The sequence below is a fragment of the Arthrobacter sp. B0490 genome (genome assembly GCF_002929355.1).
Taxonomy (GTDB): domain Bacteria; phylum Actinomycetota; class Actinomycetes; order Actinomycetales; family Micrococcaceae; genus Arthrobacter_D.
This window is the reverse complement of sequence record NZ_PJIR01000011.1, coordinates 1-21,505: the sequence shown is the minus strand read 5'-3', so window position 1 is coordinate 21,505 and position 21,505 is coordinate 1. Positions and strand designations below refer to the sequence as shown.

Here is a 21,505-nt window from a genome sequence, read left to right as displayed (position 1 = left end):
ACGCCTGGTTAGGGCGAGTGAGACTAGTGCGGCAGTGACAAAGTCTGTTAGTCCGGTACTAAGTGATTCACAGACTATCGGCGCGCCTCCAGCTAGTTCTCGACCCATGTTGAGACGATGGACCCAAGGAGGAAGCATGTCATCAGGACTAGATCGCGTCATCGCCATCGTGAATGGCAAGGGTGGCGTTGGAAAGACAACCATCACCGCAAACATCGGCGGAATGCTGGCTGCAAGTGGGTACCGGGTACTGCTGGTCGACATGGACCCTCAAGGGAACCTTGCAGAGGAGCTCGGTTACACCGACTCCGAGGCAAACGATGACGGGATGGCTCTCGCGCAGACCCTCGTCTTCGCTGCAGAGGCGAAACCCGCACGTGGCATTAGAGAGAACTTGGACGTCCTCATGGGTGGGTCCCACTTGGACATGGCCGCAGCCGGCCTCACCCTGAAAGCCCAAAAGGATCCCGCGTCTGCCAAGGCAGCCCTCGCCCAAGGGCTTGAAGGCTTGGCTGAAAATTACGATCTCATCTTTATCGACTGTCCTCCCGGGCAGGAAACGCTTCAGCAAGCTGCTCTTGCGGCAGCACGGTGGGCTCTGATCCCAGTCAAAACAGACGCATCCTCCCGCAAGGGACTTCGGGACGTTGCGCGGCGCCTGGATGCCGTTGTCACCATCAACCCTGATCTGGATCTTCTCGGCATTGTGCTTTTTGGAGTCAATCGCTCTGCCAAGCGGGTATCTGAAAGCGCCCGGGAGGCCATCCGTCAGGACTTGGGTTCCGCCGCCCCAATCTTTGAAACATCAATTCGTCATGCCGAAGCAGCAGCCCAAGAAAGCCGCGAACGGGGGCTGCTCGCTTTCGAACTGGAAGAGGCAGTGCTCGCCGCCCCGAAGTGGTGGGAACTACGGCGGGGGAGTGGGCAGGAACACGATGGACCGCGTTCCAAGAGCGCGGTTGGAGTCGCTGAGGATTTCCAAGCTCTTGGAGAAGAAGTGGTTGCTCGGATCACCGAAAGCGAAGCCACCTCGATCCCGACTGGTCCAATCAAAGCGGAGGGGTAAATGACTACACAGCCAGCTCGACGCACCCTTAGTGGCCTCACGCCCAAAGTCACCAAGACGGCAGGAGTTGATCGGCTCATCAAAGCCAACCGGCCTACGACTGTCCAGAACGATGAGGGTCTCAAGTCATCCACAGTTTCTGAGCAAGCGAGTGACGCAACACCCACCGAGTCTGCCGGACTCACAGAGTCTGTGCGAACACACTCTGTGAGTCCGGCAGTGCCGAAGTACCTACAGTTACAAAGGCGTGAAGCCCGCATTCACGTTGAACAAGCCGACGCCCTCACGATGCTCACACGTCGCCTCAATAGTGAACGACGCCAGCCAAACGGCACCACGGTGGGTGAGCGCATCACCGACAACACCCTCATTCGCGTCGCCATTGACTTGCTCCTGCAACGTGAGAATGAGATTCACGGAGTGAGCGAGGAAGCACTAGCCGAGGGTTTGGGTTTAGAACCACGCCGCGTCGGCCGATAATCGCACTTCCAGACCGTTATGGCTGTCGCTGCCCGATGACCTCGCCTTGGCGAGCGGCACGTCCGTGACGATCCTGCAATCTCATGCGAGAGTGCGGGACCCCGCCCGTACGGTCTGCGGTTGAGCGACACGGGCGGGGGGCTCTAGCTAGCGGGAACCCCGCTAGTGGGCTTCGTTGTAGGCGTCGATGATGGATTGGGTGATGCGGCCGCGGGAGCTGGGGTTGTAGCCGTTGTCCTGGGCCCACTGGCGGATCTGCTGGGTGTCCTCACGCTTGGTTCTGCCCGTCGATGATGCGCCGGTGGCCTTCTGCCCGCCCTGGCCCCTGCGCCCGGTTTTGGCTTTGCGGGCCTTGTCCACGTAGTCGGACAGGGTTGAGCGCAGCTTCTGCGCGTTCTCCGTTGTCAGGTCGATCTCGTAGTCGGTGCCATCGATTCCGAAGCGGATCGTTTCCTGTGCGACTTCACCATTGAGGTCGTCTACCAATTGCACCTGCACGCGCTGCGCCATTTTCACTCCTGAGCTATTAGACATGAATCAATGATCCCCAGCCTTCCACCCTATCGTGTCGGAAAATGTGGTCTGCGACTGCAGCCTGTCCCGGTTTCATTCACCGATCCTGTTGTTCTTCTTTTTGCCACGATCGTTGCTTTGCTTGTTGTCGTGATCGACGTTCTGATTGTTCGCTGGTACGGGTGTGACTGAATTGAGCCATACCTAGCCCTCACGCTGGATCTGAATGAGAGGCTCGAGGAAGCGGATCTTCACTGCAGTGCGGGTGTAGGCGAGTGCGTGGGCCTGGACCCGGAGTGCTTTGGAGGGGTAGCGGATCCACGCGTACACCCGGCGTGGTTCCGGGAAGTCGGTGGGTGGGGTGTGCTCGAGGTCGAGTTCGGCCGCGGTGAGCATGATCAGCTCCTCGCGCATGACGAACTCCTCAATCCGATCGTCCATCAGCCCCGCGTAGTGCTTGGCGTATCTCTTGTTTTGACTCATGGCCTCGCAATTCGCCCCGCCACCTGCTGCTCATGCCGTGTGACGCGGACCCGGCCGGGCGTTGTTCGAGGTGGTCACTAGCCGTCCGTAGCTGTCGGTAGCTGCTAGTAGCCGTCGATGGTGGTGACGCGGCGCAGCCGCCAGTCCTCCCACCGGGCATCGGCGTTCATGTCGAACTCCAGGACCGGGGATGCCGGCCCGGTTTGGGCGCGGAACCGCCAGAACCGGGTCGTTACCACACTGCCCAGGCTGCCCCGGCTGTTGTGACCGCCCACGCTGCCGAGGCTGCCACGACGGGTCTGGCCAGCGTGGGTGTTGTCTGTGCCTAGGGGAGTGGTGACGGGTTCTGGCCAGGTGTTCGAGCTGGACCAGGCGAGGGGTTCGCCGATGATCTGCCAGATGCTGCCTCGCCAGCGCAGCGCCAGGGGTGTCCCGGAGGGCAGGAACCGGACGGCCGCCGGCTCGTCGAAGACATGCCACGCGGCTCCCTGTGTGCTTTCGCGTGCAGCTTGCTGGGCTGGTTCTGTGGGTGGTGTAGTGTCCACGGGTTGCGCTGTCATCGGCTGCTTCTCCCTTACCCCTGGTGGTTCTTGTGCAGGCTTAAAAATAGAACAAAGGTTCGATTATTTGGGAAGCCGGATTGCGAACGAGGGTGGGGGTGGCGGGTCATCCATCTGTGGGCGGGTGGGGCCCGGAGGAATGAGCTCAAAGCCGTCCGTCTGTGGGTGAGCTGCCCGCGACGGAAGTTGCGGACGGTGGTTACTCTCAACACCATGCACCGCATACCGCCCAGGTCCGACGGAGGAGTGGCGCGTCCGGATCGTTGTAACCCTTCGCCGAGGACGGACACGACGCCGCCGTGGCAGGCGCGGTCCTTCGGTAGCGGGGGAGCGGGGGAGCCGGGGAGTAGCGGTGGCTGAGCGGAGAGGCGCGAGGCCTCATGCGTTTCGATGACCTGATCCTGGCCGGGGACGAGTATCCGCAGGGGGCGTGTGAGAGCCGGCAGGAGTGGCTGCTGATGTACTCCCGCGGAGTCCCGCCGGCGGTGATCGCCGGATGGTGCAGGGTCGACGTCCGCCGCGTCCGCCGGACCATCGACCGGCAGATCGGCCTAGATCAGGGGTGGTTCGGCCGGTGCTGGGTGCTCCACGACCAACCCGCACCCAGCAGCAACCGGCGCCGCTTCCGGCGGAGCCGGGAGCAGGTGTGGTGGGAGCACCACACCGCCATGGCAACCTACGTGGCCCGGGTGGGTGGGTTGCCGGCGCAGAACGACAGCCTGGAGGCGCGGGTGCTGTACCGGTGGTTGGAAAACCAGCGCCGTACCCACGACGCCGGCCGGCTCACCCAGGACAAGGTCGACGCCCTGAACAGGCTGGGGGAGTGGATCGGCACCCGCAAGGGAAACCCGGACGAGTTATGGGTTCAGCGCCTTAAGCAGGTACAGCATTTCCGGGACGAGACCGGCCGGTTCCCGATTTATGACCCGCAGCGCCACCCGGACGAAAAGGTCCTCGCGGTCTGGCTGGGTCGGCAGCGCACCTGGCAGCGGAACGGTCGGCTGCGCGCCGACCGGCAGAAAATTCTGGATCAGGTGTTGTCCGGCTGGGACAGGGTGGGCAGTGTTGGTGCTCTGTGCACCATTCAGGTGCGGCTGAGGACGATCAGCCAGGATCGGTAGTGTTCCACGACAGAACCTCCTGCCTCGACGACTGCTGCCGCCGCTTCGAGGACCTCCTGGTCATTCCAATCGCTGAAGGTGCTGAAGAGATTCTGCACCTGTTGTGCATCAAGCGTCACTTCCCACCTGAACTCGTCGACCTCGTCGACGCTGAAGAGGCCGGTACGGACAAGCTCCCGCCACGTGGCCCCGGCGTCCTCGGCGTCGGGACCTGGCCGCGGAGGTCCTGCCCGTGCGGCGACGATTCGTCTCACCGTGGTCCGGAACGGGGTCGGATGGTTGGGATCACCGAAGACGTTGCGCCACACCAGCAGCTTTCCCTCCGGGCGAAGGCTGGCATGGACGTTCGGAAGCAGCTCATCGAGGTTCATCCAGTGGATGGATGTCGCGGCAACAGCGATATCGAAGGTTCGTTCGGGCAGGTCGGCGTCTTCGGCGCGGCTCACGATGACCGATGCTGCCGGGTGATTCATCTTCAGCAGGGCTGCCAGACGCGCACCTGGTTCGACAGCGGTCACCGTCAGACCGGCGTCAAGAAGCCTTCCGGTGGCCTGCCCTGTCCCGGCGCCCAGATCCACGGCGCGACGGCCGGCTGTGAGAAGCCCGAGGTCCTCTAGCCGCTGCCACAGCGCCTCGGGGTAGGGCGGTCGGGCCTGCTCGTAGTTCGCGGCCTGGCGATCGAAATGCCTAGGGTCCACCATCGGCGCAACCTATCACCCCACATCCAGGTCCGGCCCCAAGGGGCTAGCCAGCGGGCCCGGCCGTGACGTTGTCCGCTTGTCCCCTTGTATGCAGGCGCAGGCGGATGACGTGTGGGCTCCCGATCAGGCTGTTGCCTGCCTGACAGGAGTCTCGTCAAATGTTCCCTTGATCGGACGGGTCCAACTGCACGGGACGCGGTGGCTCTGAGTGGGTTGAAGGGTTCGTGGCGCGGACGTGACGTCGGGGGTTCATCCACAGGTGGACGGCTTTGAGCTCCACCCTTCGGGCTCCACCCGCCCACAGGTGGATGACCTCAAGGAGGCGATGTGGGGATGGACGGGGGCGGGCGTTTGCTCGTGTAACGGAGGTTCACGACAATCAATACCTGAGGGGCTAAAGAGGACGTCCCATTGCTCGACGGACCAGATTTGCCGTCAGTTGCCTGATCGCTGTGGGGGCCCGATTGGCTTGTGTCCCGGAAGTTGGCGGATAATTGAGTCATCGGAAGCGTTCCCACTGTCTGGAGCAACAAGTTCTGCCTCAACCAGTGCGGTGAAGCCCGCTGATTTGATTGTGTAGCCCTTACTGGGGGCATATATTCCCTGGAACATGCGTAGCTGGTTGCTCTGGGGGCGAATTGGGTTGTGTCCGGGAAGTTGGGGGATAATTAAAACATCGGCAGCATTCGCTGCCTGGAGCGACTACCTCTGCCCCAACCGGTGCACTGACGCCAGCAGCTCTTGATTGTGTCCCGCTTAGTGGGCATATATATCCCTTAGAACGTGAGCAGCTAGTAGAAGACCGCAGGGCCCCTTCGGGGGTCCTTTTTTGTACCCAAAATCAGGAAGGAACCATCATGACCATCGTCGCCACCTCTACCGCCAGTAGTACGAAGCGTAGGATCACGACCCACCCAACGTCTGGACCTGCGGGCAGTGCCCGCCACAGGCGGCCGTGGGAGGCTGCCATGGACGCGGTGGCCGCACTGCTGACTGACCCCCGGGCTCGATTGTCCTCACCGCAGGCGATCAGCGTTCTGCGGCAGCAGATCCACCGGGTTGACGGATCTGTGGATGCCTCGGATGTCCGCTCCTGCCTTACGGATACCTGGAAGGCCCTGCTCGCGGTGGCTGATGCGGGGGAGAGGGACGATGAGCTGCTGACCGCGGTTCGGCGTTTGGTGGTGGTGCTGACGGAAATGCTGTGCAGCCCGATCCAGCTACCCCAGCGTCACCGTCAGTGCTACTGGCAGCTGCTGCAGGCTCACCTGCGGATGCTCAGTCGCACCACCGACTTTGAAGCGTCGCTGCAGCGCATCGACCGCCGGTTCCCGGAGTGGATGGAGAGCCTCAACACGGTCGTGTGGTGCGGCAGGATCCGCCCGGTTGTCGCTGCTTCGAAATTCCCGAGCCGTAATGTGCGCCGTAGCGCCGACGAGGAACTCGCCTACGCCTCACGCAATGCCACGCAGCGTGGTTCATATTCGGCGCCGAATGAGGCGCAGTACCTCGGGAACCACGCGGATCACTGGCGGATGCACACCTCCCACCGGTAGCAACCTCCACCCAGCACAACCCCAGCGTCCCGCCTTTTCGAAGGTGAGGGGCGCTTCCTTGTTTAAGCCTCCCGGAAGGACAATCCCCGTGCATCAACCATCGCCGTATCAACCATCTCCGCCCTCGGACCCTGCCCTGTTCCTGTGGGCAGCGCACCTCGGACGCACCACCCACACCACCGGTCACTCCTCATTCGCCCGGCAGCTCGCCGACGTCGGCCCTCTGATCGAGCAGTACATCTGCGGCAGTTATCGGAGCGGTGAGGTCCTGCCAGTAATGACCACGCTCGGGATCCTGGAGCTTCCCCTGACCGCGGGATCAGTGCTGTCCCCGTCGGACGGGCGCAGGGCGTTGCTGACAGTGTGGGAGAGCCTGGGGGAGCTGTACGGGGTGTGCCAGCACCCGTGTGTGGTCGTGGAGTCCCGGGCCGCGCTGATCCTCGCCCTCAACGCCCTGCTATTGACCGACGAGCCGCCGCCCGGCGTGGAAGTGTACGTACCAGTTCTCGACGCAGAATTGGCTGTCCTCGACTGGGGGCTCCTCGGACAGGTATCCCCTGAGCGTGCCCTGCACATCGAGCAGATCGAGGAAGACTGGCGCGCCTGCGAAGCCAACGAGTTCGAGGAGCCGGAAGGACCAATCAGTGATCCATTCGAGGACTGACTGACGCGAGGAACGGAACAGGGCACCGGCGGCCGGTTCAGCTGGTCGGGCGCCTGAACAGGGCCAGCTCGATCTCATCCGCCCGCACCGTGCGCTGCACGCCTGGGCTTTCGGAGGCTTGTGTGGCCCAGTGTGTGAGAAGGGTGCAGTAGCGCTGGTAGGTTTCGGGCCACCAACCGGCGGTGGGGGCTTGCAGCCACGCGTCCCGGCGGAGGTTCCGGGAAACCACCTGGTCAAGGATCAGGTGCCGGGGCGCCGCCGCGCTTCCCTGAGCGAAGTAGAGGAACTTGGTGGAGAACGCCGGCCCGAACCACGGGATCCGCCCGCCGCCCCGATTGGTGGTGAGAAGACTGTAGGCCTCGGCCGTCGGGTCGCCGTTCCTGACCGCGGTCCACGCGGAGACGAGAAGTTCGCTGGCTGTGTTCTGGTGTTTGGCGAGTCCGTCCAGTCGCTGGTGCAACCGGGAGGCCCGCGTTCCGAGCCCCCAGGCGAGGGAGTAGTAGAGCAGCTGGAAGGCGTTCTCCACGGTCGGGTCCTGGTCCCCGAGGTCGAATACCTCCTGACGAGTCACCGTGGTCCGGCCTCCGTCAGCGAGCTTCCCGGTGATCGCGGGAAGGTCCCGATCGATAAGGGTTCGCCGCCACCTCTCACCATCAACGTCCACCTCCTGATCCAGCACCGCATCAGTGCCCGGCAGTGTGGCCAAAACGTCATCGGGCAGCGATGCTTCCTCATTAATCATGGGATGACTCTAGGGCGCTGCACCGACGAGTCTCGTCTCAGCCGTAAGATCCAGGAAGCTACGTTTCATGACTTCGTGTCAGTGGGGTCCTTTTGATCGCGCCACTCCTGCCACGCTTTCAGTTCGTGCGTTCCGAGGTATCCATAGTCGTCCTTTCCTTGCAGGGCCAGGAGTGTCTCGCGGGTTGCTGGAGTGGCTGCTTGCCAGAGGGCATCTCGTTCGCGCAGGAGATGCTGCAACTCGTTCCAGCGAATCCTGACAAAGCGAGTCCTGGGCCGCTGTCGAGCAGCCTCGCGCATTCTGATCAGCCAGTATGGCTCGGACTTGTTATATCCGGAGAATGTCATGCACTCACCGTAGGTTGCGAGCCTATTCCCGGCTACTGACGGCTACTGACGGCTACTGACGGCTCCTTGGGTCACACTGGAATGGTGATGGAACAGGCGTGGGACCAAGTGTGTGACGGTGCACGGCTCGAGGGGTGGGCCGAGGCGACCGCCAACGGGTGGGGTGCACTCGTGGCTTGGGTGGCAGGACCAACCAACACCCGTCGTGTACCGGCGGGTGTCCGGGACCGCCACACCGAGGTGCTCGTCATGTCGGACGGCGCCGTGGTGCGACAGCCAAGCATGCTCAGCGACGATGACCTGGCTTCCATTGACGATGACATTGACACGTACCTGGCCGCCGCCGGTGTCCCGCCGCTGCCACGCGGTTACACCTGGTTCATCCGCCGGCCCGCACAGTGCCCCACGGACGCGGCATTCTGGTCGGCCATCAACCACGGCGTGCAGGAGGCTGCACCCGATGCCGTCGAGCCGCTCGAGTTGCGGCTCGTGCTCGACGGCATCCTTCGAGCCCTCTACGCCTGAGGCCACTGTTCCTCCGTTGTTGGTCTGAGTGCACGCTCGAAGAGCGCCACGGGCTGATTCATCGCCGTGCCGTGGAGGAAGCAACGTCCTGCATCCTATGGATCCATACGTGGGTCACTGCGTCCCATGCTTCAGCGGAGCGCAGCCATTCCTCCGTGCTGTTCATCGCCGGAAGACGGTACTTGTCCACGCTCTCCTTTGCTTTGCTTTGGCTACTCAGGTCTTCAAGGTCGGCCGTCAGGTCCTCCAGTTCCTCGCCTAGGGTGCGGTCCGCACGTGAGACATTGTCCGCGTTCTTCACCCCGTACCCCCGCGAGACCCCCAGATAGGGGGTGGTGAGCGGGGCGACCAGGTTGGCCCAGGCTTCGTTGGAGGGCAGCACGTCGTTGCAGATTGAATTGACGACCTGCTCAATGACTCGTAGGGCCGGTTCGGCTTCGAGGGCGCGACGGTAGTGCTCTGATTCAGACGAGTTGTTGGTCATGTGCGGGATCTCCGTGTTTGGGTAGGTGTGGCAGTTCGAATGGTTGGGTGTTCGGGGCAACGTGACTTTGTCAGGCAGCTGCTGGTAGTGGCAGGTCCTGGCAGTCCCAGAAGTCGTCGTCGTTGAGGCGGTGGCACCACAGCCCGAGGCGGTTGACCGCCAGCGCCGTGGCGAGGCTGCCCTTGAACCCGGTTCCGTCGGTCCACGCGGCAACCTCGATACGGGTGCCGGTCTGGGTGGCGTCTTCGATGGCCGGGAAGCAGTCGCCATCTCCGGTGAAGACGACAATCGCGTCGTAGTCCCCGGACTGCGCGGCTTTGACCAGGTTCAGGCTCATCCTGACGTCCACGCCGGTTTCCTTCGGCGGCCGGCGATCGTCCTGGTAGCGCAGCGGCAGGTAGGTGCCGGTGACAAGAGGGTCCGCGGCCCAGCGGGACTTCTGCTTCCTGAAGGTGGCCGCGCCTACCGAGTCGCGGAATTTGGAGGGCTCGCCGCGGAACACGAAGACTCCTGCCAGCTCTGAGGCGTTCCGCCGTTTGCCGACCACCCGGTCTCCGAGCAGTCGGGGGTTAACGTAGGTGTCCCGCTTGTCCATGCCGTGTCCGAACAGGTCATGGCCGAGCATGTGGACGTTGCCGTAATCCAGGAAAACCGCGATTCTTTCCATAATCTTTCTCCTCTTAAATGACGAAACCGCCACGCGAATGGTGGCGGAGCTTATCCTGCACATCAATTAGCTGACCGATATTCCTGCTCCCTCATTCCCCAAACAATGCTTCCAGGAAGAATAGGGAACGAATAAAAAAACACTCTGAAAAGCAAAGCGACCCCGCACCAGTCGGCGCGGGGTCTTGCTTTATCCACTATCGCTGAACGCGTCGAGTTCGTCAAGAGGGAAACGCTGTGGAGTTTGCTCTAAGGGTGCCGAGGGCCTTCGTTTCGCTCGAGCGACCCTCCCCATTCGCCAATAGGGGACAGGGCGGCATTTAGCGCAACTGTGTGGTGTGGGTCGCTCCGTGGAGATACGCGCGGAGCGTGGGAGCAATGACCATGCTCAAGCACATGCAGCAGGGGGTCGGACCCCCGACCCCCTGCTCCCTACCCCCTTCTGTATGGCCTGTGGACTGCGCGGTCGATCAGCTGTGCAGCGTTTGGTGGCTGGAATGCTGGGTACATGACCGACCAACCCCAGGACGATGAGCAGGCAAGGCCGCTGCGGTTCCTCACCCTGCAGCAGGTAGCCGACGAGCTGAACACCAAGCACAACACCATCCGAGGACTCATTGCCTCAGGGAATCTGCCGGCCATCCAGATCGGCGGCCGAGGCCAGTGGCGCATCGAACGCACCAAGCTCGAGGACTACATCACCGGCGCCTACGCCAAAGCCCGCACCGACATAGCCAAGGGCGAAGTGTAGGGATGGACGCTGCGCAGCATGAGGCATTGCGAGCGGAAGCAGCTGCGATGCCGGATCCGGAAGGGCCTCTCAGTGAGTATGCCGACCTGTTGTGGGCTTGGGCTGATTCGCACCCCGAAGTCGACCGCGGCGCATTGACGATCATCATCCTCCGGCAGCTCAGGGCTCATAGGTAGGCCGTCGATCCCGGACCTATGCCGGAGGCGCACCTTGGTCGTTGGGTGCCGGTGTGACCGCGTTCAGCCACACCCATCCCTCGCGGTGGATCCGGATGAGCGGTTCGAGGAACCGGATCTTCACCGCTGTGCGCGTGTACGCGATCGCGTGTGCCTGGACCCGGATGGCTTTGGAGGGGTAGCGGACCCACGCGTACACCCGGCGAGGTTCCGGGAAGTTGGTGGGCCGGCAGTTCTCGACGTCGAGTTCGGCGGCGGTGAGCATGATCAGCTCCTCACGCATGACGAACTCCTCGATCCGCTCGTCCATCCGTTTCCCGTAGAACTGCTGGTAGCGCTTGTTCTGACCCACCCCCGGGACAGTACGAGGCAGCGCCGACAATCAGACCCCGGTCGTTTCCCCTGCTCTAGTCCCAGCCCGCACCCATGGAGGCTCTGCACGGCCACCGCTCACTCGAGGTGAGCTACCCGTGTCGGTGACGCAGGTGGTTGTGTGCAGGTGGGCCCTCGGTTCCTGCTGTCCATCCTGGGTGCGGGACAAGCAGCGGAGCGTGGGGGGGGCTTGTGCCGTGCCCCTGTGGGCAGGAGGCGGACTGCGATCGAGTGCCAGATATGCTCGTGCTCAATCGACGACATGATGAGGAGCAGAAGTGGCGGGAAACCCGATATATGGCGCTGGCTACCACCAAGGATTTGATGAAGGGTCCCGTTCCGGGGCCGCACTAGGTGCAGCGGGAGCTCTTATCTTGACTGGAGTGGTTCATTGGGGTCCTCAGGGCTATCGGAAACTTAAGGATTGGAGAGAGTCCGAACGCGATCTCACAGTCAGGGAGGAAGAAGCCAAACGCGAGCGGACGGTCCTCGAGGGAGTAATTGAGCCCGACGAGAACCAAAAGTAGCAGCTCCGTTTGATGCAGTGGGCGCGGATCACAATAGTGTCAACTAAGGCAGAATTACGGCCATGTGTGGACGCTTCGTGATCGCAGGGAACAAGGCAGCTATCAGGGACGCGTTCAGTGTGGACGAGACGTATGAGGGCGAGCTAGAACCTTCGTGGAACGTGGCTCCGATGCAGGGGATCCCGTTCGTGTCCGAGCAGCTGCGCGAGGGCGAGCTGGTGCGCCGGCTCGAGATAGCTCGCTGGGGGCTCGTCCCTGTCTGGTCCAAGGACCCGAAAGCCGGCGCCAGGATGATTAATGCCCGCAGCGAGACGGTGACGGAGAAGCCGTCGTTTCGCACCGCGGCCGCCAAGCGCAGAGCCCTCATCCCGGCCAACGGCTACTACGAGTGGCAGAAGAACGACGACGGGACGAAGACCCCGCACTACCTCCACGGTGAGGACGAGGATCAGCTGCTGGGCTTCGCCGGCCTGTACGAGTTCTGGCCCGACCCCACCAAGCCCGAGGATGCCGAGGATAAGTGGCTGGTGACCGCGACGATCCTCACCCGCGCCGCACACGACGCGCTCGGGCACATCCATGAGCGGATGCCCGTGATCGTGCCGGCCGAGCTGCAGGATCAGTGGCTGGACCCGACCATGACGGAGCGAGACCAGGTGCAGCGCTTCATCGACACCATCCCCGAGCCCAACTTGGTACCGCGCATCGTCGGCATAGAGGTGGGATCAGTGCGCAACAACGGCCCCGAGCTGATTGCGCCCGTCCCGGAGGACCAGGCGAGCTGACAAACGCTTTGAAGATGTAGAAGTGGCTATTCAGTAGGGAGAGTGTCGGGCGCATCCTCAGCGATGGGGGCAAACTCAGGTTCTTTCGCCATTGCTTCCTCGTATCGGGCTCGAACAACGGGGCCGATGCGGGCCTCTGCGTCCTCCCATGTTCCTGAATTTAAGCGCTCACGGTTGGATCGTCCATCATCGCCCAACGAGATTCTTGGCGGTAGACCATTCGGCATTTCCAAGCCCGTAAGAAGGATGGGCAGTACGACGTCGCTGACATGGCGCCTCATCGCATTCAGTTCCTTCGTCGGGTTCACCCAAGCAGTGAAAGGGTCGGGTCTCTCGACCATCAGCGCTGTGTTGGCATCCTGAGATGCTGGGTGACCCCACGGTATTTTCGGACCAAAAGCATCACCCACGCGGAGTGCCTGATGACCAAGCTTCTGAGCGGCCAAAGGTGTCGCATTGCTCGAACCAAAGGTTCTGGCGGCCGCAATACGGATTGAGCGGTGTTTGTCGTAGTTCGAGTACGCCTGCAGGAGAAGTAGAGGGTGTGCCCGTTCGACCGCTTGGCCCGTCAACCTGGCCAGAAGCTCGCCCATCGAGGGGATGCTGCTCTGCGAGTCAGCGTAATGCTGAAGCGCGCGTATCCGTTGATGCAACGGGGTTCCTTCGCCGAACGCGCTGATCTTGTTCTGGACTCTCTTACGTATCCAGTTGTCGAAGGCTCTGGGCGACTGAACGATCGGCATGTTGACCAACGTCGCAGGATAGCCGGTGAGTTCTCCGTGCTCGCGTTCGACGAGATACCAGATGACGTTATCGATTGTCGCGCGAAGGTGGTTCACCGCCTCACTGAAGAGCAGTGACGCTTCAGGTGGCGCCGGCCGTAGCCGGGTCACGAACAGCTGCACATACTCGCCTTGACGGACCTGCTCGAAGTCGAGAGGTCCGTCCGACGACCACTGCGATGCTAGGTCGCCTATCTGGAAGGCGCACTCATCGGCTCGCGCTAATCGGAAGGCTACTGATTCGACAGGCTCCGGTAACCAGCCATACTTATCAGCCGTGCTTGGTGAAGGGGTCATGGCCGCCAATCTATTAGGACGGCCGCTTCCACCACAGGCGCCTCGCTTAGCTGTACGCGCCTAACCCGCTACTTGTCCCTGGGCTTCGGTGATGGAACCTTCGGCGGGCGTGAACTGAAGTTGTCGGATTCCTTCACCACTCGAACGGTGTTGTTCGGTCGCTGAGGCGGTGGGGGTGGAGGTGACGACGGTTTCGGGGGCATTAGGTTCCAGTTCTGAGGCGAGATTGGTTGAAAGGTGGATGGCAGCAGCAGCCAATGACAATGCTAGAGCGGTGTAGCCAGCCAAAAGGACATATCGACGCCAGTACAGCGCTTTCTCGTCCCCACGGAGGAGGGTCAACTTCTGATACATCAGATCACGGCCGAACTCGGCAGGATCTTGACCCCAAAGGTCGTCCTCGTTTTGTTTGATGTTTAGCTGCTCTCCCAAGCGTGGGAGAAGCACTAACGCGCCGAGAGTGGCCGACGTGACCGAAAGCCAAACAGCGGCCAGGAACCAAGGCCCTTGCTGGCCGACTTGCAGTGCCGTCGAGAGACTTGCCGCCGCTATGAGTATCGAAGCACGCGTCGACATCATCCCCGCACGTGATGCGACGTCGGCCCTCTGGGCATCGGTTTCTTGATGAAGAGTTGCAATGAGCGCTTTGTTCCGGCGAAGGTCACGGCGATTCTGACGAAGTTGCCGGCGGCTCAGTTCATCACTCATTGGAAGGTCAGTATCACACGTGCGTCCGCGCACGCAGCGGACAGTGCGGGGTTACGACAGGTACTCCAGCCACCTAGAGCAAAAACTAGGGAAGTCCGTAGCTCAGAATCGAGCGTACATAGAGTGGTCTCATGAGTGGAAGTAGAGCAAAGCGGGAACGCCAATCCAAGCGCAAAATATCTGAGCAATCGGTAGCTGCTGATTACACTCTTCGTGCAGCAGAAGCTGTTCTCGCGGTTGACCTCAGCGGGGTCACAGTAACCCGAGTCAGCCAGTTCGCCGTGGGCTGGCTACGGGCAGCCTTCGAACAGAGTCGGATCATCGCCACTCTTGAGGCCGCAGGATTGGGTTATGCAGCCGCTCCGAACCGGCGCGCGTTCTGGGAGCTGACCATCCGTATTCTCTGGCTCGGGGACATGCCTCGATCAGAGCGCGCGGGGGCCGCTGACACGATGCTTGCTAACGAGCGAACGAACGAAACTAAGACCCACGAGTACATGCAGCGCAACGGACTCCCATCAGACATCGACGTCGCCGAGATGGAGGAGTTCGTCCTGAATATTTCTGAGAACAAGGTGATCAAAACAGGGGCAGACAAACTGGCCCACGCTGTCGAGAAATCCGGTATGAACCTCCGGATCGTTTACCGCCTATGGAGAGAGGACTCCACATGGGCTCACGCGACGGGGTTCCTAGCTGGCCAATATGCTCCTACTGACGACGGCGAGATCATGGGGAAGGGTAAGCCTCGACACGTGGACCCAGAGCTGGAAGCGCACAGACTCGCCGCCATAGTGGTGACCGCCATGATCGCCGACATCCTCATCGACGAGGGCACCACACGTGACTTGGCCAGTGCACCCTTTGTGGCCTACGTCCAAGCGACCTGACCGTCATCTGAGCACAGTCGGTCGCTCACACCCTTCATCTCTAGGTCTCGTCGGACGAGTGCGCAGAAACGACCCATTGAGCACCACTAGGTTGTGCGACGGGCTGACGGCTTCGATGGTGGTGCACAAGGCGCGTGCGAAGCGCCGTCGACGAGCTGTTGGGGGAGTGGCGGATTTTGCTACCCACCCAGATGCGCCGCTGCACCTCTCAGACTGCACATGGGCTGTCCGGTCAATGGATCGTCATATGGATGCCTAAATGACAGGCCCGTCGCAGACTTATGCAAGGGCATGGGTGGAATTGCTGAGCATCGAATGAGAGTCGCCGTACGCCTGGATGGTGTCGGCAAGCTCTCTCTCAGATTCAAGCGACGACGCACTACCCTATGCCTCATGACTGTTTGGATCGTCGCCTCAGAGAACGCCACCTACAGGAGCGAGGATGCCTTCCGAGAACTCGAGGAGGTGAACTGGAGTGAGACGCGGACGGCGTACATCGCCCTCGGCGACGTCGTCTACCTGTACATCACGAGGCCGGTCTCGGCGATCGGCATCAAGTGTTCCGTGACGGCAGTCGGCCTTTCGGAGCTGGATATCGACGATCGGGACTTTTGGGCAGACGAACAGGAGATGATCGAGCGCAGGCAGCACCGCACCTGGATGAAACTCAAGCGAACGACGGTGTTCAGCGACGAGCAGCGTGCTCAGCTAACAGACGCAGTGCTTGAACGGCACGGATTGCATGGCGGGCGCGTGCAAGGTCGACGGCGCGCAACGGCTGAGATCCTCGCCTATATCGAGTCGGTCGAGCACGGAAGAACAACCACGGGCGATGATGCAACGACCGAGCCGGGCGAGTTCGAGCCAAACGAGGTCGCACGCTTCTCGGACCAGATTGGGCGAGGCAATTATGCTGTGCACGACCAGATCGTTCCCGCGAAGACTCGCGGCAGTGCGCAACGAGCATTTGCCGATGCGGTCAAAAGCAACTACGGCGGGCGCTGTGCGATCACGGGCATCTCGACGCGAGAGTTCCTAGTCGCGTCTCACATCGTGCCGTGGAGTAAGGCGCCAGGGATCAGGCTCGACCCAAGCAACGGAATCTGCCTGTCAACCTTCATGGACTGTGCTTTCGACGCGGGATTTCTTAAGATCGGAACGGATTACATCGTTCGGATTGACTGGCTGAAGGTTGGCGATGACCGAGCGCTAAAGGATGCACTAGAGCCCTTTGATGGCCGGCGCTTGGTGATGCCCGCGCGGCACGCGCCACAGCCGGACTACCTTCGGCGACGCCTTACAAGCGAGTTCACCACTGCCCAAAAGCGGGTCCCCCCACCGGGACACCTGTCACCGCCTAGCGGAGTGCGACAGCCCAGCTAGTCATCGCCGATGTCCATTCCCGTGGGGCCCGCTAGAGAAAACGCCCGGTGATGATGCCCGAACTGCGACACGACAGTGCGATGGCTCTATCCGATTGATCCTGTTCGGGGCGACGATGTTTCTCCTGCCGATCTGGAATTGGGTCACGTTTTGAGGAGCGGTGGCGGCGAGGAACCGCCCGGCCCGTCGGAATGCCGGAAGAAAAGAATCGCAGCGAGGACGAAGACGGCGACGATGATGATCCAGAAGAAGGACAGGTTTCCTGGGACGTTCCCCAGGCAGTAGGAGTACATGGGTACGACCAACAGGTTGGTTGCGTTGGTCTTCCGCGCTTGGACGGCGACTGAGCGGGCTACGGCGGACGGCTTGTCGACTATGGCTGAGCATATTATGGCCCTGTGGCGAGCGATGAGAACGGAAGAACTTGGTACGAAGGCGATCACGTTCAGGCTGGATTTGAGATCCTTGAGCGATTGGGGCTCCCTCGTACCGAGGTTCTAACCGCGTCGGCAGGGAGCAGCGACACCGGGGAACCGCAAGTTCTCGTGCTGGGCCAGGGAAACCTCGAGATTCTTAGTCTTAATGGTGAGCTGCGTCTAGATGTCGGTGATCGAGAGGTCCGAGCCGTGCGTTGCCTAGAAGGTGTGGGCATCCAAGTGTGCCTGACTCGCATGGGAAAGAGCGGTTTTCGCTCGACTGTCTGGGAACATCGTGTCTCTGACACGGACGCACGGTACTTGGAGCAACTCTGGCTCAACGTACCTCGCTTCATGCATCCCGGCGTACAGCTGAACCAGCTCCCTTGGCGCGAAGAGGAATACGCGTACTACGTCGGCAGAGTCATCACTGAGGCGTCACGGTGTGACGTATCGCTTGCTGCTCTCGTCCTCTCTGCTCGCGAACTACTGGGTCAACCGGATGGGGCGATCCACGGAGCAAGTGGTGAACAACTTGCTGATGCTCTCGATGCCCTCGGCGTACACAGTCCGGCTTTCGCCGACATCGGGGAGCGGTACCGAGCGTGGTATCGGCAGCGTAATTTCGCTTCACATGGGATTAGGGGTCGAGACACTGATGGGCGTCCTACAGGGCAGGTTTTTAAGGCGAAGAGGGGGCGAAGATCGGCACCGGAGGTGGTCGTTGAAATTGAAAACCAAGATTTTCGTGAGCTCACTCTGGTATGGAGGGCCTTTTATGCGCTCAACCAGGACGCCTTCCTTGCCTTTTTCCACATCAATGGTGACGGCCCTCCTGTGGAAGTGCTAGCGCGGATACCAATGCCCAACACGGTCAGCAAAGAGGATCGATTGCCATTAAGTAATCAATCGGGAGAAACCTCCGAATAGGACGAAGCGGCCGGACGCTGTAGATTTCAGAACGATCGAAATTCCTTTTGCAAGGGTGGGTCAGATGCTGATCGAGGGCTGTGATATGCGAGGCTTTCGAAGCTCGTTGCATACTCGCGGATGGCTTCCGACAACGCGCTGGTGACTCGGCTCATTTGTTGGCTCCTCGTAGCGGCATCGCGACCCGCATCTACTCGGTCATCAAGTGCGCAACTCTGCCACTAGGTGGTTTCCAGTCGCTAAAGGTCGTCTCAGCAAAGGATCCCTTGACCAGACGGATGTGAAGGCTCGACAACGGCTGGCTGGACCTCAGTATCGGCGGGGGAGTCGGCAAGCAGGTTCCGTCTCAGCAATGGGTCTCACAGCGTTTGTTGCCAGTGCAGGAGCGAGCGACCTTTGATGAGCGTCGAGATCGTTGACGTAGGGACATGGAGTGAACTGGTGGCGCCTTAGTTCTTTAGGTCGAAGTCCAGGTCCAGGCACTCTGGACTCGAGAGTTCGCGCCAAGCCGACGTGACCCTCGCGCTGGGCAGTGCTGTGGCGATCGGCATCCGGTCGACGGCGATCAGTTGCGCCATATCCAAACCGGTAAGGGCGGCGATGTCCCGGACGGGGACCTGGAAGGTTCGGAAGGGGCCGAGCGGGGGAGCGTCACCATCATCCAGGGCGCCCGGACGCGGCACGTCCGGCAGGTCCTTGAGCTGTGGTGTCTGGTCCACGACATAGCCGGTCGCCGCCAGTGCCCCGCCTTCGAGGAACACCGCGACCTTGAAGAAGCGCAGCGGAATCTCCACGCCGCGGTAAACCGGGTCAAGATCGCTGAAGACGGGTCCGGTGAAAACGATCAGGCGCCGACCGTGGTCGGCTGCGTTCTCCAGTAGGTATGTCTCCAGGCCCAGCCACAATTCGAGGCTCTGGTTGAACTTCGCTGCTTGCGGGGCGGCGTTGGTGTAGTGGAAGCTGTCCTCGTTTGCTTGGGCTGCTTCGGCTCGGGTGTCGCCCCAGACCGCTGAGGCTCGGCGGACGAGGTGCCCGCGGTCGATATCGTTGCGTGCGTACACTCGTTCCCCGGTTTGCTGGTCCTCCGGCATACGCGGGTCGAGTCGCCAGTCAATACCTGACCGGTCAAGGTCCATGAGCTTCTCGCCGTCCATCCCAAGCGCGGTGACCGCAGCGAGGCGCTTGTCCGGACGCATGAGGATGGAGAAGTGCGTGTAGGGCAGCAGCACGGTCTCGAGCCCGTCGAGTACCGGCATCGGGACATCCTGGCCGAGGAACTGCTCATCGAAGCCCATCCGGTCGGAGAGGTTGGCGGTGAGCGGGTGCGGGTCAGGCAGGATCGCGTTCATCGGCAGAACGTATCAGTAGTGGGTGACAGCCACATGAACACCGCTTCCCACCTACTCGTGGGGGTCAGTGCCGCCCTGAACCTGCTCGGTGTGCATGTAACCGGTGAAACGGGGGATCCTGGATCTTCTTCGGAAACCGTTGAAGGCGTCGTCGGTTGAATGGGTGACTTCGGGTCCCTGCCACTGTTGAACCGTTGCTGGCGATTGGGTTTGCACCCACGTGCGAAGGCGTTCGGTCACGGGTTGCATGGCTGCGTCGACGATCGATTCCATCGTCGTGAGGAGGTCGGCGAACCGTATGGCTATCGCTCCTGGCATTGGGTGGACAACTGTCATGCCCCACACTCGGATTACCTGATCGACCCCACCCAGAAGAGCGACGGGTAGGGGCATGACCAGATCGGACTGGGAATGCGCGACGGTCGTGTTCCGGTACTTCCGAATCACGTCGTGCGTGGCGAGAAGCTCGGCCGGTATGCCAGGAAACTCGGGCATCTGGTCGAGGCGGGTGCGAACGTTGGAGTGGATGAAGGGGCGGATATAGGCGGTGACCGCGTGGGAAGTCAGGGGCTCCCACACATCGGAGCCCTCCCCGCAATCCAGCGCCCTGCCCAGCGAGTGCGCAGCCTCCGATAAATCGTTCGCATGACTCGTGAGTTCTACCAGGAGCCGGGTGTCGGGGGAGTCGGGTAGAACGACGAGCTGTGACCGCGGTGTGCTTAAGCCGTCGCTGCCTTCGTCCGCCTGGTCGTCTCCAACGCCAGCATGGGACTCACGCGTGGATTCAGGCACCGGTCTGTCCCTGCTGGGTGGCGACCCATTGCTGGGCGTCCAGGTTCGCGATGCGCCGGTAGAGGGTGGCCCGGGACATACCGAGGTCACGGGCGACGTGGGAGGCGGGTTGGCCTTGCTCGATGAGCCGGCGGGCGTTGGCGATCTGGCTGTCGGAAAAGACGGGGCGCCGGCCGCCGAGGTCCATGCCAGCGTTCCGTCGCTTGGTGTTCGAGTCGTTCACCCGTTCACGTTTGATCTCGAGCTCCATCTGCGCGAGGGCTGCCATGACGGTGAAGACCATGGACCCCATGGGTGTACCGGTGTCCACGTTCCCGCCGCCAAGATTCAGCACCCGGAGGTTCACGTGGCGGAGTCGGAGCTCGTCGGCCAGGGTGAGCATGTTCGAGGTCGAGCGACCGAGCCGGTCGAGGGTCGTGACGATGAGGGTGTCACCCTCGTGCAATGCGCCAAGAGCTTTGTCGAATTGAGGACGTCGGGCATGAGTACCACTGACGCCGTGATCGACATAGAGGTCATCGCGGCGGACGCCGGCGGCGAGCAGGTCCGCGATCTGCCGATCGGTATCCTGAGCGCGCGTCGATACCCGCGCGTACCCGATCAGCTTGCCCACACCACACCTCCATGTCGGTATCCCCGCAAAGTGTCTTGCAACCAACGCTTCTGTCACAATTCCGGACCTCTGCTTATGAGACAGGGTATCAAGACACAGCAGGAGTAGTAGTGGCGGAGGAGTGATGGCGTCTCGTCCGCGTGTCTTGCAACTCACGGGCTGCAAGACACGACACGTCCTCCTAGAGCACTGCATCCAAGGGCGGATTCTCGGAAGTAACAACTCGGCTCCCTCATCGTGATGAGCAACCACGCCTGTCTTGCCGTCTGTAAGTGACAGATTGTCAGCCGGCGTCGAGTACGTCCGGAGGAATGGGGCTGTCGAAGGCTTCCGCTTCATGAATAACGACAACCGGATCAAGCACCTAGATGCCGCCTACTTCACAAAGTGGTTGTACTTCTCCTCATCCCTGACCAGTGCTGATGACGCACAGGCAGCTCCAATCCTCGACGCGCAGGTTGCTAAGTGGTTGCTGATGGAAGCTGCTCTTCGGCTCGACACAGACGAAACAGCTTCCTACGAGAGATACGTGCAGGTTCTCGACGATTGGGGCCACGAGTACGGCCGGACGGCAGTTCAGGTCGAAAAAGCCATCTTCGGGTTGGCTACCGGCCGGGGGTGACGCCACCCTTTTCTGATAGCAACGCCTCGAACAGGTTGCAAGCCATGTCGGTCGTTTTCTGGCGCTACACGTTCTTGTCTGCTGTATCTCGGGCAGTATGTGAGCATCGGTGATTTCGCGGTGCGGAAGGGTGCAAGGTCGGCCTGCTTTTCCCGTCTGAAGTTGAATATCGGCGTGGAAGGACCGTACCCATATCAGAGCCAC

General features: G+C 61.5%; 27 protein-coding genes. 11 read left to right on the top strand and 16 right to left on the bottom strand.

The window, feature by feature from the left end; genetic code table 11:
• Positions 1-136: 136 nt before the first annotated feature.
• Positions 137-1,066 carry a ParA family protein gene (locus tag CXQ97_RS14940; protein ID WP_104181672.1) on the top strand — a complete coding sequence of 310 codons (930 nt, stop codon included), beginning with the start codon at positions 137-139 and terminating at the stop codon, positions 1,064-1,066.
• A 237-nt stretch (positions 1,067-1,303) separates the two neighbouring features.
• Here the strand turns inward: CXQ97_RS14940 and CXQ97_RS19920 are convergent, their stop codons facing one another.
• The 4 genes from CXQ97_RS19920 to CXQ97_RS14920 form a co-directional block, all read right to left on the bottom strand.
• Positions 1,304-1,483 carry a hypothetical protein gene (locus CXQ97_RS19920; protein ID WP_181035092.1) on the bottom strand — a complete coding sequence of 60 codons (180 nt, stop codon included), beginning with the start codon at positions 1,481-1,483 and terminating at the stop codon, positions 1,304-1,306.
• Positions 1,484-1,708: 225 nt separating this feature from the next.
• Positions 1,709-2,056, bottom strand: a complete 348-nt coding sequence (locus CXQ97_RS14930; protein WP_104181670.1) for an Lsr2 family protein — start codon at positions 2,054-2,056, stop codon at positions 1,709-1,711.
• Positions 2,057-2,263: 207 nt separating this feature from the next.
• A complete protein-coding gene (locus CXQ97_RS14925) occupies positions 2,264-2,500 on the bottom strand; it encodes a hypothetical protein (RefSeq protein WP_146069661.1) in 237 nt (78 codons plus the stop codon).
• Between the two features lie 146 nt (positions 2,501-2,646).
• The gene (locus tag CXQ97_RS14920; protein ID WP_104181668.1) at positions 2,647-3,102 is read right to left on the bottom strand and encodes a hypothetical protein; all 456 of its coding nucleotides are present in this window, start codon (positions 3,100-3,102) and stop codon (positions 2,647-2,649) included.
• 380 nt (positions 3,103-3,482) lie between these two features.
• Between CXQ97_RS14920 and CXQ97_RS14915 the strand changes: the two genes are divergently transcribed.
• Positions 3,483-4,223, top strand: a complete 741-nt coding sequence (locus tag CXQ97_RS14915; protein WP_104181667.1) for a helicase associated domain-containing protein — start codon at positions 3,483-3,485, stop codon at positions 4,221-4,223.
• Here the strand turns inward: CXQ97_RS14915 and CXQ97_RS14910 are convergent.
• Positions 4,187-4,924, bottom strand: coding sequence for a class I SAM-dependent methyltransferase (locus CXQ97_RS14910; RefSeq protein WP_104181666.1), 738 nt, complete (start codon positions 4,922-4,924; stop codon positions 4,187-4,189). The genes CXQ97_RS14915 and CXQ97_RS14910 overlap by 37 nt on opposite strands.
• 968 nt (positions 4,925-5,892) lie before the next feature.
• Between CXQ97_RS14910 and CXQ97_RS14905 the strand changes: the two genes are divergently transcribed.
• Together CXQ97_RS14905 and CXQ97_RS14900 are read left to right on the top strand one after the other, a co-directional pair.
• On the top strand, positions 5,893-6,480 hold the full coding sequence (locus CXQ97_RS14905; RefSeq protein ID WP_146069660.1) for a hypothetical protein: 588 nt from the start codon (positions 5,893-5,895) through the stop codon (positions 6,478-6,480).
• Positions 6,481-6,568: 88 nt separating this feature from the next.
• Positions 6,569-7,144, top strand: coding sequence for a hypothetical protein (locus CXQ97_RS14900; protein WP_104181664.1), 576 nt, complete (start codon positions 6,569-6,571; stop codon positions 7,142-7,144).
• 37 nt (positions 7,145-7,181) lie between these two features.
• Here the strand turns inward: CXQ97_RS14900 and CXQ97_RS14895 are convergent, their stop codons facing one another.
• Both CXQ97_RS14895 and CXQ97_RS19560 read right to left on the bottom strand, forming a co-directional pair.
• Positions 7,182-7,886, bottom strand: a complete 705-nt coding sequence (locus tag CXQ97_RS14895) for a hypothetical protein (protein WP_104181663.1) — start codon at positions 7,884-7,886, stop codon at positions 7,182-7,184.
• Positions 7,887-7,951: 65 nt separating this feature from the next.
• Positions 7,952-8,233 (bottom strand): hypothetical protein, encoded by a 282-nt coding sequence (locus tag CXQ97_RS19560; RefSeq protein WP_146069659.1) that lies wholly within the window; start codon positions 8,231-8,233, stop codon positions 7,952-7,954.
• Between the two features lie 87 nt (positions 8,234-8,320).
• Between CXQ97_RS19560 and CXQ97_RS14890 the strand changes: the two genes are divergently transcribed.
• Positions 8,321-8,758, top strand: a complete 438-nt coding sequence (locus CXQ97_RS14890) for a DUF5956 family protein (protein WP_104181662.1) — start codon at positions 8,321-8,323, stop codon at positions 8,756-8,758.
• Between the two features lie 58 nt (positions 8,759-8,816).
• Here CXQ97_RS14890 and CXQ97_RS14885 read toward each other — a convergent pair whose 3' ends face one another.
• Positions 8,817-9,242 (bottom strand): hypothetical protein, encoded by a 426-nt coding sequence (locus CXQ97_RS14885; RefSeq protein ID WP_104181661.1) that lies wholly within the window; start codon positions 9,240-9,242, stop codon positions 8,817-8,819.
• A gap of 70 nt (positions 9,243-9,312) precedes the next feature.
• Complete coding sequence (locus CXQ97_RS14880; RefSeq protein WP_181035091.1) at positions 9,313-9,942, bottom strand: NYN domain-containing protein; 630 nt, start codon at positions 9,940-9,942, stop codon at positions 9,313-9,315.
• A gap of 474 nt (positions 9,943-10,416) precedes the next feature.
• Between CXQ97_RS14880 and CXQ97_RS14875 the strand changes: the two genes are divergently transcribed.
• Positions 10,417-10,659, top strand: coding sequence for a helix-turn-helix domain-containing protein (locus CXQ97_RS14875; RefSeq protein WP_104181659.1), 243 nt, complete (start codon positions 10,417-10,419; stop codon positions 10,657-10,659).
• A gap of 192 nt (positions 10,660-10,851) precedes the next feature.
• Here the strand turns inward: CXQ97_RS14875 and CXQ97_RS14870 are convergent, their stop codons facing one another.
• On the bottom strand, positions 10,852-11,187 hold the full coding sequence (locus tag CXQ97_RS14870; RefSeq protein ID WP_104181658.1) for a hypothetical protein: 336 nt from the start codon (positions 11,185-11,187) through the stop codon (positions 10,852-10,854).
• A 609-nt stretch (positions 11,188-11,796) separates the two neighbouring features.
• Here CXQ97_RS14870 and CXQ97_RS14865 point away from each other — a divergent pair.
• Positions 11,797-12,519 carry an SOS response-associated peptidase gene (locus tag CXQ97_RS14865; RefSeq protein WP_104181657.1) on the top strand — a complete coding sequence of 241 codons (723 nt, stop codon included), beginning with the start codon at positions 11,797-11,799 and terminating at the stop codon, positions 12,517-12,519.
• Positions 12,520-12,545: 26 nt separating this feature from the next.
• Here the strand turns inward: CXQ97_RS14865 and CXQ97_RS14860 are convergent, their stop codons facing one another.
• Positions 12,546-13,598, bottom strand: a complete 1,053-nt coding sequence (locus CXQ97_RS14860; RefSeq protein WP_104181656.1) for a hypothetical protein — start codon at positions 13,596-13,598, stop codon at positions 12,546-12,548.
• Between the two features lie 60 nt (positions 13,599-13,658).
• On the bottom strand, positions 13,659-14,306 hold the full coding sequence (locus tag CXQ97_RS19555; protein ID WP_146069658.1) for a hypothetical protein: 648 nt from the start codon (positions 14,304-14,306) through the stop codon (positions 13,659-13,661).
• A gap of 131 nt (positions 14,307-14,437) precedes the next feature.
• On the opposite strand from CXQ97_RS19555, the gene CXQ97_RS14855 reads away from it, so the two are divergent.
• The gene (locus CXQ97_RS14855; RefSeq protein WP_146069657.1) at positions 14,438-15,196 is read left to right on the top strand and encodes a hypothetical protein; all 759 of its coding nucleotides are present in this window, start codon (positions 14,438-14,440) and stop codon (positions 15,194-15,196) included.
• Between the two features lie 393 nt (positions 15,197-15,589).
• The gene (locus CXQ97_RS14850; protein ID WP_181035090.1) at positions 15,590-16,579 is read left to right on the top strand and encodes an HNH endonuclease; all 990 of its coding nucleotides are present in this window, start codon (positions 15,590-15,592) and stop codon (positions 16,577-16,579) included.
• Positions 16,580-16,722: 143 nt separating this feature from the next.
• Here CXQ97_RS14850 and CXQ97_RS19915 read toward each other — a convergent pair whose 3' ends face one another.
• Complete coding sequence (locus tag CXQ97_RS19915; RefSeq protein ID WP_181035089.1) at positions 16,723-16,872, bottom strand: hypothetical protein; 150 nt, start codon at positions 16,870-16,872, stop codon at positions 16,723-16,725.
• Positions 16,873-17,712: 840 nt separating this feature from the next.
• Here CXQ97_RS19915 and CXQ97_RS19550 point away from each other — a divergent pair.
• Entirely contained in the window at positions 17,713-17,925 is a 213-nt protein-coding gene (locus tag CXQ97_RS19550) for a hypothetical protein (RefSeq protein WP_146069656.1), read from the top strand.
• A gap of 449 nt (positions 17,926-18,374) precedes the next feature.
• On the opposite strand, the gene CXQ97_RS14840 is transcribed toward CXQ97_RS19550, so the two are convergent.
• Genes CXQ97_RS14840 through CXQ97_RS14830 form a run of 3 tightly spaced genes read right to left on the bottom strand, consistent with a single transcriptional unit; the run spans position 18,375 to position 20,679 of the window.
• Positions 18,375-19,274, bottom strand: a complete 900-nt coding sequence (locus CXQ97_RS14840) for a DNA/RNA non-specific endonuclease (protein ID WP_104181652.1) — start codon at positions 19,272-19,274, stop codon at positions 18,375-18,377.
• A 51-nt stretch (positions 19,275-19,325) separates the two neighbouring features.
• The gene (locus CXQ97_RS14835) at positions 19,326-20,066 is read right to left on the bottom strand and encodes a hypothetical protein (protein WP_104181651.1); all 741 of its coding nucleotides are present in this window, start codon (positions 20,064-20,066) and stop codon (positions 19,326-19,328) included.
• Positions 20,059-20,679: a recombinase family protein gene (locus CXQ97_RS14830; RefSeq protein WP_104181650.1), complete on the bottom strand. Its 621-nt coding sequence runs from the start codon at positions 20,677-20,679 to the stop codon at positions 20,059-20,061. Before CXQ97_RS14830 ends, CXQ97_RS14835 begins: the two co-directional genes overlap by 8 nt.
• A 259-nt stretch (positions 20,680-20,938) precedes the next feature.
• Between CXQ97_RS14830 and CXQ97_RS14825 the strand changes: the two genes are divergently transcribed.
• A complete protein-coding gene (locus CXQ97_RS14825; protein ID WP_368784501.1) occupies positions 20,939-21,301 on the top strand; it encodes a hypothetical protein in 363 nt (120 codons plus the stop codon).
• Positions 21,302-21,505 lie beyond the last annotated feature (204 nt).

Coding starts and splice junctions, on each gene's coding strand:
- CXQ97_RS14940 (WP_104181672.1), top strand. CDS start 137: ATGTCATCAGGACTAGATCGCGTCATCGCCATCGTGAATGGCAAGGGT.
- CXQ97_RS14930 (WP_104181670.1), bottom strand. CDS start 2,056: ATGGCGCAGCGCGTGCAGGTGCAATTGGTAGACGACCTCAATGGTGAA.
- CXQ97_RS14925 (WP_146069661.1), bottom strand. CDS start 2,500: ATGGACGATCGGATTGAGGAGTTCGTCATGCGCGAGGAGCTGATCATG.
- CXQ97_RS14920 (WP_104181668.1), bottom strand. CDS start 3,102: ATGACAGCGCAACCCGTGGACACTACACCACCCACAGAACCAGCCCAG.
- CXQ97_RS14915 (WP_104181667.1), top strand. CDS start 3,483: ATGCGTTTCGATGACCTGATCCTGGCCGGGGACGAGTATCCGCAGGGG.
- CXQ97_RS14910 (WP_104181666.1), bottom strand. CDS start 4,924: ATGGTGGACCCTAGGCATTTCGATCGCCAGGCCGCGAACTACGAGCAG.
- CXQ97_RS14905 (WP_146069660.1), top strand. CDS start 5,893: ATGGACGCGGTGGCCGCACTGCTGACTGACCCCCGGGCTCGATTGTCC.
- CXQ97_RS14895 (WP_104181663.1), bottom strand. CDS start 7,886: ATGATTAATGAGGAAGCATCGCTGCCCGATGACGTTTTGGCCACACTG.
- CXQ97_RS19560 (WP_146069659.1), bottom strand. CDS start 8,233: ATGACATTCTCCGGATATAACAAGTCCGAGCCATACTGGCTGATCAGA.
- CXQ97_RS14890 (WP_104181662.1), top strand. CDS start 8,321: ATGGAACAGGCGTGGGACCAAGTGTGTGACGGTGCACGGCTCGAGGGG.
- CXQ97_RS14885 (WP_104181661.1), bottom strand. CDS start 9,242: ATGACCAACAACTCGTCTGAATCAGAGCACTACCGTCGCGCCCTCGAA.
- CXQ97_RS14875 (WP_104181659.1), top strand. CDS start 10,417: ATGACCGACCAACCCCAGGACGATGAGCAGGCAAGGCCGCTGCGGTTC.
- CXQ97_RS14865 (WP_104181657.1), top strand. CDS start 11,797: ATGTGTGGACGCTTCGTGATCGCAGGGAACAAGGCAGCTATCAGGGAC.
- CXQ97_RS14860 (WP_104181656.1), bottom strand. CDS start 13,598: ATGACCCCTTCACCAAGCACGGCTGATAAGTATGGCTGGTTACCGGAG.
- CXQ97_RS19555 (WP_146069658.1), bottom strand. CDS start 14,306: ATGAGTGATGAACTGAGCCGCCGGCAACTTCGTCAGAATCGCCGTGAC.
- CXQ97_RS14855 (WP_146069657.1), top strand. CDS start 14,438: ATGAGTGGAAGTAGAGCAAAGCGGGAACGCCAATCCAAGCGCAAAATA.
- CXQ97_RS14850 (WP_181035090.1), top strand. CDS start 15,590: ATGACTGTTTGGATCGTCGCCTCAGAGAACGCCACCTACAGGAGCGAG.
- CXQ97_RS19915 (WP_181035089.1), bottom strand. CDS start 16,872: ATGTACTCCTACTGCCTGGGGAACGTCCCAGGAAACCTGTCCTTCTTC.
- CXQ97_RS14840 (WP_104181652.1), bottom strand. CDS start 19,274: ATGAACGCGATCCTGCCTGACCCGCACCCGCTCACCGCCAACCTCTCC.